Annotated in this window: 10 protein-coding genes; 4 read left to right on the top strand and 6 right to left on the bottom strand. The window is 54.8% G+C overall.

The annotated features are described in order from the left end of the window. Positions 1-27: 27 nt before the first annotated feature. From GGQ73_RS19935 to GGQ73_RS19915, 5 genes are all read right to left on the bottom strand, one after another. Entirely contained in the window at positions 28-987 is a 960-nt protein-coding gene (locus tag GGQ73_RS19935; RefSeq protein WP_174155656.1) for a Csu type fimbrial protein, read from the bottom strand. Beyond that, on the bottom strand, positions 984-3,431 hold the full coding sequence (locus tag GGQ73_RS19930; RefSeq protein ID WP_183897578.1) for a fimbria/pilus outer membrane usher protein: 2,448 nt from the start codon (positions 3,429-3,431) through the stop codon (positions 984-986). The genes GGQ73_RS19935 and GGQ73_RS19930 overlap by 4 nt, the downstream gene beginning before the upstream one ends. Beyond that, on the bottom strand, positions 3,403-4,122 hold the full coding sequence (locus GGQ73_RS19925; protein ID WP_183897577.1) for a fimbrial biogenesis chaperone: 720 nt from the start codon (positions 4,120-4,122) through the stop codon (positions 3,403-3,405). The genes GGQ73_RS19930 and GGQ73_RS19925 overlap by 29 nt, the downstream gene beginning before the upstream one ends. Positions 4,123-4,142: 20 nt before the next feature. Then, on the bottom strand, positions 4,143-4,640 hold the full coding sequence (locus GGQ73_RS19920; protein WP_183897576.1) for a Csu type fimbrial protein: 498 nt from the start codon (positions 4,638-4,640) through the stop codon (positions 4,143-4,145). Positions 4,641-4,972: 332 nt separating this feature from the next. Further along, the gene (locus GGQ73_RS19915; RefSeq protein WP_183897575.1) at positions 4,973-5,521 is read right to left on the bottom strand and encodes a cupin domain-containing protein; all 549 of its coding nucleotides are present in this window, start codon (positions 5,519-5,521) and stop codon (positions 4,973-4,975) included. Positions 5,522-5,666: 145 nt separating this feature from the next. Between GGQ73_RS19915 and aptA the strand changes: the two genes are divergently transcribed. Continuing rightward, positions 5,667-7,001: an omega-aminotransferase AptA gene (gene aptA, locus GGQ73_RS19910; RefSeq protein WP_183897574.1), complete on the top strand. Its 1,335-nt coding sequence runs from the start codon at positions 5,667-5,669 to the stop codon at positions 6,999-7,001. 174 nt (positions 7,002-7,175) lie between these two features. Here aptA and GGQ73_RS19905 read toward each other — a convergent pair whose 3' ends face one another. Continuing rightward, on the bottom strand, positions 7,176-8,543 hold the full coding sequence (locus GGQ73_RS19905; RefSeq protein WP_183897573.1) for an FAD/NAD(P)-binding protein: 1,368 nt from the start codon (positions 8,541-8,543) through the stop codon (positions 7,176-7,178). A 312-nt stretch (positions 8,544-8,855) separates the two neighbouring features. On the opposite strand from GGQ73_RS19905, the gene repA reads away from it, so the two are divergent. From repA to repC, 3 genes are all read left to right on the top strand, one after another. Further along, complete coding sequence (gene repA, locus GGQ73_RS19900; RefSeq protein ID WP_183897572.1) at positions 8,856-10,073, top strand: plasmid partitioning protein RepA; 1,218 nt, start codon at positions 8,856-8,858, stop codon at positions 10,071-10,073. Then, on the top strand, positions 10,070-11,086 hold the full coding sequence (repB, locus tag GGQ73_RS19895) for a plasmid partitioning protein RepB (RefSeq protein ID WP_183897571.1): 1,017 nt from the start codon (positions 10,070-10,072) through the stop codon (positions 11,084-11,086). The genes repA and repB overlap by 4 nt, the downstream gene beginning before the upstream one ends. A gap of 192 nt (positions 11,087-11,278) precedes the next feature. After that, complete coding sequence (gene repC, locus GGQ73_RS19890) at positions 11,279-12,547, top strand: plasmid replication protein RepC (protein WP_183897570.1); 1,269 nt, start codon at positions 11,279-11,281, stop codon at positions 12,545-12,547. The last annotated feature ends 41 nt before the right edge of the window (positions 12,548-12,588 follow it).

Here is a 12,588-nt window from a genome sequence, read left to right as displayed (position 1 = left end):
ATCGCTAAAACAGCGAACGAAGGTCGCTCAGTAATTCACCGTCACGACGACGGTATCGGAGTACAAACCCGTCATAGGCGTTGTCTGCGCTGGCACGCGTCCATAAACCGACAAGGACTGTGCAGTTCCGTTTCCCGTGCCGCTGACCGTTTGCCCGACCCCGCTTCCCCACGGGTTGCTGCGTGCTGCGTTTGTGTACAAACCATAGGTTATCGATCCGTTGGGCCTCACCATCTTGCGGGATGCGGGACTGGCATTGCTCAAGCCACCATTCAGGGAAACGGCATAGGGAAGGTTCGCGGTACATGTCAGCGAGATGGCACCCGTCGCATCCACAGCGGTCACAAGATTGGTGTGGGTACCGAAATTGAGCGTTTGCGCAGAGACAACACATGTCGGCTCGACCGTTGCAGTGACATTGAAAGGGACGGTGGTGGCGTTTTGCGTCATGGCCGAGCAGAGCGGCGCCATAACGGTATAAGGCGCATAGGTAACGCTTGTTTCAGCGCCTGCGAAGCTCGAACTGTATTGCCCCTTCACGGCAGATGCCTGGGATGCGGAAATCCTGCCATAGACGGTCATGGTCGCGGTTCCCAGCAACGGCTCAAGCGGCAACACCATATCGATGGCCATGGCCGAGCCCAACTCCGGCTGTAGCACGGATCCCCACCGTATGGATCTCAAGGCATCCTGGTGGAGCTGAAATTTGAGTGGGGCGCTGCCGAACTTCATCTGCCGCTCGCCGCTCGCCTGCCCACCTGTGCCGGCATTGATATTCACGCAGATGCGGATCGAGAGATTGTTACCACCGCTCAAAGGGTTGGAGCACGTTGCCTTCATCGTCCCTGTTGTGTTGACCGCCGCATTGCTCGTCAGATTGACCCATCCAAAATTCATGTCGGTCATGGTGAAGCTGCAGGTCACCGCGAAGGCCGGGGACGCAGACAGGAACATGAGGACAGCAATAAAAATGCCCACTATCTTCATGGTTGAGCACCTTTGCATATGAGATCGACAGTTGCGCGCGTCTCACCGCCGGCAGCAAGCAGAAGTTCGGCGTAACACGGTGCTTTGGTTGGTTGTCGAACGTTTAGGCGACTTTTATCGGCGATTTCGTCCACATAGGCCTGCCCGTCATATCCGACTATAAAATCACGGCCATCATCCAGGGTGACGGTCGAGCCCGTCTCGATGAAGTCCCCGCTTTCATCCTTGAGTGTGACGAGCGCCACGCGACCTTCCGTCTTCACTTGGAAATTCACGACTGCGGCACCCTTATCCGATGGCGTCACGGTCTGCTTTGTCCGGTCGATCCGTGCATCGACGGGAAGGTTGCTCGGGTCGAGCGTAATACTGTTGGCGTCATGCGAACGAAGGTTGGGAAGGAGTATCTTTCCCCGGCGGTTGGTCTGGCCCATGGGTCGGTTTTCCAGAAAAATATCAACGCCGGGCGCACCTGCATCCACCACCGCAAAGGCATCATCGATCCGATTTCCAATGAAAACATCACCGCCAGCGGCGGCGATTGAACCATCCAGTTGCAAAGTAGCCTGCGTGCTGCTGCCAAAGTGATCGACGCTTGCCGCAACACGTGCAAGGCTGCCACGATAGCTGCCAGATGCCGACACCGCCTCGCCGCGCCCTTGGGAGCCGCGCACACGCCAGCCATAACTGCCCTCTTCCTGTTCCTCGGCCTTGGAAACATCTCCCGTGAATGTGTATCCATCCGCGTCGGATGACATGCTGGCGGTCGAGGAGATACCCCCGCCAAAAGCCCAGGAGACCCCGGCGAATATGCCGTATGAATCGTCATCTCCAAGGTCCTTATAGGCTGTAGCATACGCATTGCCATTCTGCCCGAAGGGGCGCGTGGCGGACAGACCGAGCACCCTGGATGTCTTGTCCTCGAAGGTTTCATACTGCGTGAAGGTAAAATTCAAGCTTGTCTCGGCAAAGCCCAGACTGGTGGATGCCGAAATCTGATCGACCGCGCGCGGCGTCCTCACGCTCATCAATGCCGCTGTCATCGTGTTTGCTTCCACATTTGCCGTGACGGAGGCAAGATCGTGATAGTCGCCAAATGTTCGCTGCGACCGCGCCATGACCTGCACTCCGAACACCTCTGCTTCAACGCTTGCGGCGACCTGATGGCCAGTATCAGCGCCATAGTGACTGGTCGTGGCCGCGAGGCTGCCCAGTCCGCGGGTGCCCAGAGAAAAGACGCCTCCCATACCGACATTATAGAAATCCTTCCCACCTTCGGCGTGCCCTTCAAACGTCAGTCTGTCCGAAACGCCGTATCTGACTGTGGCAGATCCCAACGGTGCGTCGTCGTAGTCGAAAGACTCCAGTCCGTAATTGTGCCGCGCAAAGCCAAGCTCTGCAGAAAAATCGAGAAGGCCTGGAGCCAAAAGGTCCCCAGACGCAAAAAAAGCAGTTTCCGTCACGGTTTCTCTGCCCAAAACATCGCGAACGACCAGCCTTGCACTGCCTGCGCCGCTCACCACGGGCAGGTTGGTGATGGAAAACGGTCCCTCCGGCACATCGCGTGAAATGCGTCTGACATTGTCGATATAAACGTCGACCGTGGACGGGACCGCAGCGGAGCCCGCAAATTCCGGCAGGGGCATGGTCACGATATCGGTGCGCAAATCGAAATTTCGTCTTATCTGCACGCCACCCAGCCGCGTCGGACGTGTCCAGCTCAACCCGCCCGTAATCAGGTCGCCCGCGCGATATGTTGTCAGATTGTCCGCATTGGAATAGGTCCAGTAGCTATCCAGTCGTTTGGAATCGAACTCCTGTAACGGCGATGTGCTCAGCACCTGAGACGACGACACAACACCGAAACCACCGAAAGCGCGATTTTCCAAAAGGGCGGACGCGCCGCTGAAATCTGCGATATCTGAAAATTTCCGTCCGCCGGAAGACCCGTAGAGCGAATAATTGACGATTGCTCCGAGATCCTTGGTCGCCTTCGGTTTTTCTACGCCCTCATCGTCTTCGTCAGTCGTTCCGGCCTTGCCCGCGACATCGATCACTTTCGTGGCGCGCGCCTCCAGTGGCAGATCGAAATAGACCGATTGCGTGGCTTCATCATAGCGGCTTGTGACATCCGGCAACTTTGAAATATCGATCCAGCCATCCCCCGAGATCGCACTGTCTTTCGGAGAAATGCCAACGTTGGCCAATTGCTTTGGCTCAATGAGCAGAGATCCCGTGCTGTCCTGACGAAATGTGGCGATCAGATTGGTAGACACATCGTTGATGTAGACTTCGAGCTGTAACGTTGCCTGCTCAAGGGCAGGCGAGGCCGCTGGCAGCGCAGGTGGTAAGTCCTGCGTCATGCCGTGATGGCTCGATGAAATGATCGTCAGACCTGTAATCGTCAAAACAGCGAGGCTAACCGCCGGTGACGCGTGCCGTCGCATTCACGGTACCGCCTTCGCTGTCTGCAGAAATCGTGAGCACGCCACCCAATCGTTTCCCCGCCGGTGCCGGAACAACCCAGGTCGCCACCGAGCCACCCAGTACGTAACCCACCAGGCCGTTATGCTCAGCCACAGCCTTACCGCTTCCGGCCGATAGCCTGAGATTGGCAATCCGCAATCTCTTTGCCCCTCTATTGGAGACAGAGACCTTGTAACCATCTGTCTGCGGGCTCACCGACCAGACGGGCTGCGCATCACCGATCGATGGCGCTGAAAAGAAGACCGGTATGGAATGGCGAATGACGAGATTGACCGTTCCCGATGGCCGTGTGCCGGTTGGTGGCAATTCATCAACGATGACGCGGTAGCTTTCCTCCGCACTCACCGCCTTTTTGGAAAGTCTGACGATGCGGACCAGATTTTCGGCACCGGGCTTCAACTGCGTCATCGGTGGACTGGCGACCACATCGCTAACGGGCGTGTAGACATCGGCACCGTTTTGCTGCGTCCAACGAAATATTCTGACCTGAACGTTGATCGGACTTTGGGCGTCATTCCATATCCGCAAGCTTGAAGACGCCGTGGGCGCCGTCAGATCAAGGAGGACGGGGGCCACGCGCAGTGACGCCGCATGGGATGGCGAGAGATACAAACCGGCAAGTAACGCAGCCGCTAAGGTGAAAAGGCGCATGTGCATTCTTCCTTGGCAGGTCAATAATTGATCGTGACCGTCACGGTGTCGTTGTAAGTCCCGATGACAGGTGTCGTCTGAGCCGCAACGCGCCCAAAGACAGTGAAGTTTTGGGCTGCACCGGTTCCGGTGCTTGCCTGTCGATCAACGCCTACCGTGTTTCCCCAAACACTCGTGCGAGAAGAATTGGTGTAAAGAGAATATCCGATCGTCGCTCCGCCGGCGGATGTCAGCAGACGGTTTGAGACCGTGGCATTCGCTCCAGAGCCTGCGCTCAACCCGATGGTGAACGGCGTGCTGGCTGTACACAGAACGACAATGTCGCTCGTCTGATCCACATTGCTGTCGAGCAGAACGCGGTTACCGAAATTCAGTGTGCCAGCCGAATTGATCTTACATTCGCCCTGGATCGTCATCTGCACGGCAAAAGTGGTTGTTGCAACCTGAGCAAGAGATTGACTGGGTTCTGATAACAACCCTACTAATATCAACAAACCTCGAGATACCCCGAACGCCATACGCTTATCCCCTGTTTCACGCATAACTGACGCCCCAGGCCGAATGCGAGCCGACACCCTGATAGAGGGCATCAGAATATTCTAATTCTCTCTATACGAGGGTTAATTATTTATAAATTTTGAGATGAAAAAACTCAGGGACGAAACACTGTAAAGAATACAACCGTCAGGGAAAGTTGGAAAATCCTTCGCGAACCGTCAGGCAACAGCTAGGGGGCCGCGCGTCGAGTATTATCGACACATATCATTAGTCGGCTAATCTTTTGAACAAACGGGGACTGCTTGCCACCGGATACGGTGCTTAGAGCGTTTCCTTGTTAAATGGAAACGCTCTAAAAGCTGGGCGGCGTACAGGCGCTGATCACCTCGCAGGCAATGGGTCCAACGCACCGGAATGTATGAGGACGCCGGCTTTCGAAATAATATGCGTCTCCCGGTCCAAGGATTCGGCGCTCATCTTCCACAGTGACCTCCAGTCGTCCGGACAGGACAATACCGCCCTCTTCTCCCTCATGAACCAGCGGAACCCGCCCGGTGCCTGCACCCGGTTGATAACACTCCTTCAAAATCTGCAAGCTTCGACCGAACAGATTGTCACCAATCTGGCGATAGGAAATGGCCCCTTTGCCAATCTCCACCAGTTCTTCGGCGGCGTAGAATGCTTTCCGTGGCGTGTCGGGCTCGAAAGCAAAGAATTCAGCAAGACCGATGGGGATGCCATCCAGGATCCGTTTCAGCGCACCAACGGACGGATTGGTCGAGTTCGATTCGATGAGGGAAATCGTCGAGTTCGTGACCCCTGCACGCTTGGCAAGCTCGCGCTGCGACAATTTATGGATTGCGCGCAACTGTCGCAACCGGGTCCCGATATCGACAACCATTTCAACCTCCGTCTTTCACGTGTTCGATATATCGAAAACTTATCTAACCGTCGTAATTATATCAATGATTTAGGGCGCCAAAGAAAAGGACTTGTTCCAATCGATGAAGTGCAGGAATGATGCGCCATCAGAACAGGGGAACCTCATGGACCACAGCAGCAAATCCAACATGCCGAACCTTGAAAACTTCTGGATGCCATTCACGGCAAACAGACAGTTCAAGGCAGCACCGCGCCTCCTCGCCAGCGCGCAAGGCATGTATTACACCGATATAGATGGCAATAGCATTTTGGATGGAACTGCCGGACTGTGGTGTGTCAATGCAGGCCATGGCCGCAGGCGGATCACACAAGCTGTCGAGCGGCAACTCTCGACAATGGATTTCGCTCCCACATTTCAGATGGGCCATCCGATCGCCTTTGAATTTGCCGAGAAGTTGGCTGCCATCGCCCCTGGCGGTCCAGATGCAAAACTTGATCGCGTCTTCTTTACCGGCTCTGGTTCAGAATCTGTCGACACGGCGCTCAAGATTGCCATCGCCTATCAGAGATCGATCGGACAAGGTACGCGCAGCCGCATCATCGGTCGGGAAAAGGGATATCATGGTGTCGGCTTCGGCGGCATATCCGTTGGCGGCCTCGTCAATAACCGCCGCGTGTTCCCGCAAATTCCCGCCGACCACATGCGCCACACGCTGGATGTGGAGCACAATGCCTTTTCGAAAGGTTTGCCACAACACGGCGTGGAATTAGCCGAAGATCTCGAACGGCTTGTTGCTCTCCACGGCGCAGAAACAATCGCGGCTGTCATCGTTGAGCCCATGTCGGGGTCCGCTGGCGTGATTTTGCCACCGCGTGGCTACCTCGAGCGGTTGCGCGCCATTGCAGACAAGCACGGTATTCTTTTGATTTACGATGAGGTCATCACCGGTTTCGGACGCCTCGGCAAACCCTTCGCCACCGATTACTTTGGCGTTGTACCGGACCTCGTGACCACCGCCAAGGGCATTACCAACGGCGCCATCCCGATGGGCGCAGTGTTCGCCAAGCGCTTTGTGTATGACGCCATGATGCACGGCCCGGACAATCAGATCGAGCTGTTCCACGGCTACACCTATTCCGGCCATCCCGTGGCGTGCGCGGCAGGCATCGCGACGCTGGAAATCTACCAGGAAGAAGGGTTGCTGTATCGCGCTGCGGAACTGGAAACCATCTGGCAGGACGCGCTCCACTCTCTGAAAGGCATGCCACATGTCGTCGACATCAGAAACCTCGGTCTCGTTGGCGCGATCGAACTTGCGCCTCGCGACGGAGCACCGGGCACCCGGGCCTATGACGTCTTCGTTGAGTGCTTCAGGAAAGGTCTGCTGGTCAGAGTAACGGGCGATATCATCGCCTTGTCCCCGCCCCTCATCATCAGCGCCGAAGAGATTGGAAAGATTGTCTCTACACTTGGCGAAGCACTTAAGCAGATCGGCTAATCGCTGGAAAACCCGGAGCGGGTCGCCCGCTCCGGTCCATGATATCGATCAATTCCTCTGAATTTTTGCTCGATTTATCGTACTGTTTTCAAACAGCAAAAAGCGCCAAAAGAAATCTATCTCGAGCTTTGGTTTCGCTACTCGGTATGACCAAATCGGCTATAGAGGAGAGGGTTAAAGACTTGTCATATCGATGCGTTTAGCAATGCTTTCAGCAACATTGTGAGTCTGTACGCGAATGTCAGGCACAGCAGTAATTTCCCAAAACTGCCCGGCTGTCAAGGCGCCCACGGCAAACATTCCCGGTGACGCGAGACCATCACCGGAAACGATACGGGACTGGCTATCCACCCGGATACCCAGCCCTAACGTGTCAGTCTCGATCATGTGTCGACCCAGCATGTCTTGAAGCAGCGGTGAATGGCCGATACCCGCGCGCTCCATTCCGGTGCAGTTGACCAACCAGTCAAACGTCAACGAGATCTCGTCGCTCACTCCGCGGCCTCGATAGGTGAGTACGTTATCGCCATCCGTCCGTGCAATCTTCGAAACAAATCCAGCGTGAACTTGGACCGTTCCATTCTTCACGAGTTCATCAAAGACGTCATGAACTTGTGGTGCAATCCGGTGCCGGTGGATGTTCCACCAAGCCAGGGCATGCCTGAGAAATCGGGCGCGCTGCGGTGCTTCCAGTTGCTGCCATAGAGATTGTGTTTTCGGCCTAAGCCCGTCCATGACGCTACGCCAATCAGCGCCACCCCTCACCTGCTGGCGCAAACGCGCGAGGATCTCGCTCATCTCGGTCGCGCCCGTGATGTCTGGGTCAACTGGTTTGAGTGGTGTTTTGCTATGGCAGTGTGGAACAAGCCCCCGTCGCGATAAAAAATGGATGGGTCCCCGATGCCCTTTGTTGCGCAGGGACAAGACCTGATCAATCATCGTCAGGCCGGAGCCGAGAATAACGACGGCGTCATTTTTCTTGACCCGCGATAACCAGCCCAGCTTCCAGGGATTTCGAACAACGCGTCGTAAGAGCGCCACGTCGGAATCCGCAGTTAGCCGCGGCAAACTTGCTGTGCCCACACCGAGGCACAATGCCACGTTCGACGCGTGGAGTTGGCGCCCGTCGTTCAAACGAAAGTCTACACCGTCTTTCGTACAGGAAGCACACGAAACCGCTTTTGCCTTCACGAAATCAACGCGGGCTCGTTGCTGCTGGCTCTGCAGAAGGGAGGCGAGCCTGTCACGCAGATACAAACCGTAATCATTGCGGGGAGCGAAACTCATGCCATCCACCACCTCGCCACGCTTTTCCAGCCACTCCTGAAAATCGTTGGGTCTGTCGGCAAACACACTCATTCGGGCCGCTGGCACGTTCAATCGGTGAAGATGCAATTCGGTCCGATAGGCCGTACCACGGCCAAACGCGGAGTCGTCGCCCACAATGGCAATAGACGTGGTGGCCGGAAGCTGCTCAAGCAAATTGGTGACCAAACTGATCGCCGAGAAACCAGAACCGACAACGGCTACATCATAAAACATTTGGCACCTCATTAGGACTCATTGCGGCGCAGGAAAGCTCAACGGGATGCAAAACGCAAATTTGAAATATCCGCTTCTCTGCTTTTGGCGCCTCATATCGGAAAGTTTGCCGCGGCTAACACGCTTCATGAACTGCGCCAACGTGAAGAAAAAGCCAATTTTTACCGGTTAGGCGACTGAAAAGATTCATGTTTAGCCACAGCGAATGCCTATTGCACCGCAAAGAGAATCGGCGCTTATATCTCAGTTGCGGAAAAAACCGATTTCAGCGAAAAAAACCGCAACTGATCCAACAAGCGGAAAAGACCAGAGATGACCCAAAACGCCGATTTGAAATCTGCTGAGAAAGCGCCTGATCTGACGGCGCTTATTCTACAGCATTCGGCTGCGTTGTCAGCACAGCTCCAAGCACATAATGCCAGCACCTTTGCGCCGCTCGCTGAAAAAAGCATGAGAACCTTCTCGCCGTCCGAAACCGCAAAGCTGATTGGTATCGGCGAAGCCTATCTTCGGCAGATCGCCGCCGAGCAGCCTGACCTCAGCGCATCGCACGGTGCCGGGGGACGTCGGAGCTATTCCGTCGAAGACATCCATGAGATTCGCAAATATCTTGACCAGGGTGCGCGCGGGACGCGTCGCTACCTTCCGCATCGGCGCGACGGCGAAGACCTGCAGGTTATTGCCGTGATGAACTTCAAGGGCGGCTCCGGCAAGACCACCACCTCGGCCCATCTGGCACAATATCTTGCTTTGCGAGGCTACCGCGTGCTTGCGATCGACCTTGATCCGCAGGCCAGTCTTTCCGCCCTCTTCGGCCATCAACCGGAACTTGATGTCGGCCCCAATGAAACGCTTTACGGCGCAATCCGATATGACGCGGAACAGCGCCCGATCGCCGAGATCGTTCGCGGCACCTATATTCCGAACCTTCACATCATTCCGGGTAATCTCGAACTGATGGAATTTGAACACGACACGCCCCGTGCGCTGATGCGTCGCGCGCCAGGTGACACCTTGTTTTTTGCCCGTATCGGTCAGGCCATCGCTCAGGCGCAGAACTTCTATGATGTCGTCGTGATCGATTGCCCGCCACAGCTCGGCTACCTCACCCTCTCGGCGCTGACGGCTGCGACATCGGTGCTCGTGACCGTTCATCCGCAAATGCTCGACGTGATGTCGATGAACCAGTTTCTGGCCATGACGGGTGATCTGCTAGCGGAAATCGGTCGAGCAGGCGCGCGTTCTGACTATCATTGGATGCGCTACCTCGTTACGCGCTTCGAGCCCAGCGATGGCCCACAGAACCAGATGGTCGCCTTTTTGCGCTCCATCTTCGGAGAGCATGTTCTCAACCATCCGATGTTGAAGACCACGGCCGTTTCCGACGCAGGATTGACAAATCAGACATTGTTTGAGGTCGAGCGTACGCAGTTCACGCGGTCCACCTATGACCGCGCCTTGGAATCCATGACAAACGTAAATGCCGAAATTGAAGGCTTAATCAAGAAAGCCTGGGGTAGGGCCGTATGAGCAGAAAAGAAATCTTTGCCAACCTGACAACGAAGTCCGCAGATACGACTGCCGAAGCTCCAGTAGAGCGTTCGCGACCGCGTATTCGTCCCATTCTCGGTTCACCTGATCTCGTCACAGACGTTATCAATTCACCGGTCGGCATGATCGGCCAATCTCTGAATGAAGTGTCTGAACGCTCCAAACGCGCGGAAGAAATTGAACGGCGCCTGGCTGAAGGCCTGACAATCGTCGCGCTCGACCCTTCAGAGGTCGATCCATCCTTCATACCCGATCGGATGCCCGCGTCGTTGGAAGCAGATGCAGGCCTTGTGGAAGCCATCAGGGAACAGGGCCAGCAGGTTCCGATCCTTGTGCGCCCTCACCCCGAACATCCCGGTCGCTATCAGGTGGCTTTCGGTCATCGTCGTCTGCGCGCCGTTGCAGCAATCGGTATTCCTGTTCGTGCTGTTGTTCGAGATCTCTCAGATGAACAGCTCGTCGTAGCCCAAGGGCAGGAAAACAACGAGCGCCGGGACCTCAGCTATATCGAAAAAGCAAGGTTTGCTCAAAAATTGCAGATGCGCTTCTCGCGAGAGACGATCATGGCCGCCATGTCGCTCCACAAGGGTGATTTGTCCAACATGCTGTCGGTGGTCGGACGTATCCCCGACGACATCGTTGACAGCATCGGTCCGGCCCCAGGCGTCGGAAGGCGCAATTGGATGGATCTTGCAGACCAACTGTCCTCGTCCAAAGTCAACGAAGCGGCACGGGCCTATCTTGCCGATGAGAGCGTCTCGAACTTGGCATCCGAGGAACGGTTCAAATCTCTTCTGGAGTTTCTGAAGCCAAAGCCAGAACCGAAGAGAACAGGTGTCCTTTCATCGATGACGGGCCAGAAGCTGGCAAAAATCATCGAGACTGACCACAAAATCGATATTTCCATTGATCGTCGCCAAGCGCCCGAGTTTGCCGATTTCGTCATGGAACATCTCCAATCGCTGTTTGAAGAGCATCGCTCGAAGCAGTGATTTTTATTTTTCGTTCCAACAATCAACAGGAGCACTAAGCACAAAAGAAAAAAGCCCCCGAACGTTGCCGCACGGAAGCTTTCTTTGATCTAAGCACCCAAAGAATCTCATTTCCGCGAATCATAGTCAAGAGTCTTGGCATCGATTTTTTTCGGTGAGCGATTTTCTTTTGCCTTTTTGAAGGTGAGAGACATGAATAGCGATATTGTAGCGACGTCTTTTGGACGGCGAGGGGTGTCACTTGGCCTGCTCGCGAACCAGTTTGCGTCAAGAAAGATCGACCATTCCAAATCAATGGAAAAATGGAAACTGTTTCGCGCGATTTGCGAAGCCAAACCTCTGCTGGGAATCTCAGACCGATCACTGGCCGTCCTTAACGCTCTGATCAGCTTTTACCCCAAAGCCGAATTGTCGGAAGAAAACGGTTTGGTGGTCTTTCCATCAAATCAACAGCTCTCTCTGCGTGCTCACGGAATGACTGAGCAGACATTGCGACGTCATCTGGCAGCACTCGTGGATGCTGGACTTATCCTTCGTAAAGACAGCCCGAATGGAAAGCGCTATGCCCGCAAGGACAGAAACGGCGCGATCAGCGATGCCTACGGCTTTTCCCTCGCACCACTTATTACGCGTGCAGACGAAATCAACGATCTGGCAGAAAAGGTCATCGAAGATCGTCTCCAATTGCAACGACTTCGTGAAAAGATAAGCCTTTGCAGACGCGACATCATCAAGTTCAGAGAGATCGCGCTGACAGAAGGGATTGATGGGCAGTGGGACCTCTATGAACGACGCTATCTCACGATCACATCCTCGCTTGATCGCAAATCAAGAGCTCCCCATCTGGCCCTCGTGCTGGACGACATGGCCAATCTGCGCGGTGATATGGCTAAGAGATTGGAAAAACACATAGAAAATCAAAATTTGAGCGCCAATGCCTATCAAAATGAGCGGCATATACAGAGTTCAGAATCCGAATCCCTATTTGAAAAACAAGACGTGGATAACGAACCAAAAGCGGGAGATGTTGAAAGCCTGGTTAGGGTCGCAGCAGAGAATAATCTGAAAAGGAAGCCAGCGATCAGCCGTGCCAACTCACCGAAAACCGAGAATTTCGATCTCCAGACAGTGCTTCATGCCTGCCCCGATATATCGCTCTACGGCCCAAACGGCGCTGTGAGAGACTGGAGTGACCTGAAACAGGCTGCCAATGTCGTACGTTCAATGCTATCTATCAGCCAATCTGCATATGATGAAGCCGAAAGAGCAATGGGAACACGCAAAGTCAATGCAATCATAGCGTGTATCTTGGAAAAAGCTCAAGTCATCCACTCCGCCGGTGGATACCTGCGAAGCCTCACCGAAAGAGCCAACGACCACCAATTTTCGATCCAACCCATGCTCAATGCACTGCTGCGGAGACGGCTGACAAACCAACGAAGCGCTCAGAGCGAGCAATGAAGACTTCGAGATCCTGAGGCAATCAAGAGGAAATGGGTTTG

Origin of the sequence: Rhizobium skierniewicense, from assembly GCF_014196515.1 — a bacterium.
GTDB classification, from domain to species: domain Bacteria; phylum Pseudomonadota; class Alphaproteobacteria; order Rhizobiales; family Rhizobiaceae; genus Agrobacterium; species Agrobacterium skierniewicense.
The sequence above is the reverse complement of the archived record's forward strand: the minus strand, read 5'-3'. Positions and strand labels throughout refer to the sequence as shown.

What these genes read in the sequence shown, in the direction of transcription:
- GGQ73_RS19935 (WP_174155656.1), bottom strand. Translation starts at nt 987, where the DNA reads ATGAAGATAGTGGGCATTTTTATTGCTGTCCTCATGTTCCTGTCTGCG.
- GGQ73_RS19930 (WP_183897578.1), bottom strand. Translation starts at nt 3,431, where the DNA reads ATGCGACGGCACGCGTCACCGGCGGTTAGCCTCGCTGTTTTGACGATT.
- GGQ73_RS19925 (WP_183897577.1), bottom strand. Translation starts at nt 4,122, where the DNA reads ATGCGCCTTTTCACCTTAGCGGCTGCGTTACTTGCCGGTTTGTATCTC.
- GGQ73_RS19920 (WP_183897576.1), bottom strand. Translation starts at nt 4,640, where the DNA reads ATGGCGTTCGGGGTATCTCGAGGTTTGTTGATATTAGTAGGGTTGTTA.
- GGQ73_RS19915 (WP_183897575.1), bottom strand. Translation starts at nt 5,521, where the DNA reads ATGGTTGTCGATATCGGGACCCGGTTGCGACAGTTGCGCGCAATCCAT.
- aptA (WP_183897574.1), top strand. Translation starts at nt 5,667, where the DNA reads ATGGACCACAGCAGCAAATCCAACATGCCGAACCTTGAAAACTTCTGG.
- GGQ73_RS19905 (WP_183897573.1), bottom strand. Translation starts at nt 8,543, where the DNA reads ATGTTTTATGATGTAGCCGTTGTCGGTTCTGGTTTCTCGGCGATCAGT.
- repA (WP_183897572.1), top strand. Translation starts at nt 8,856, where the DNA reads ATGACCCAAAACGCCGATTTGAAATCTGCTGAGAAAGCGCCTGATCTG.
- repB (WP_183897571.1), top strand. Translation starts at nt 10,070, where the DNA reads ATGAGCAGAAAAGAAATCTTTGCCAACCTGACAACGAAGTCCGCAGAT.
- repC (WP_183897570.1), top strand. Translation starts at nt 11,279, where the DNA reads ATGAATAGCGATATTGTAGCGACGTCTTTTGGACGGCGAGGGGTGTCA.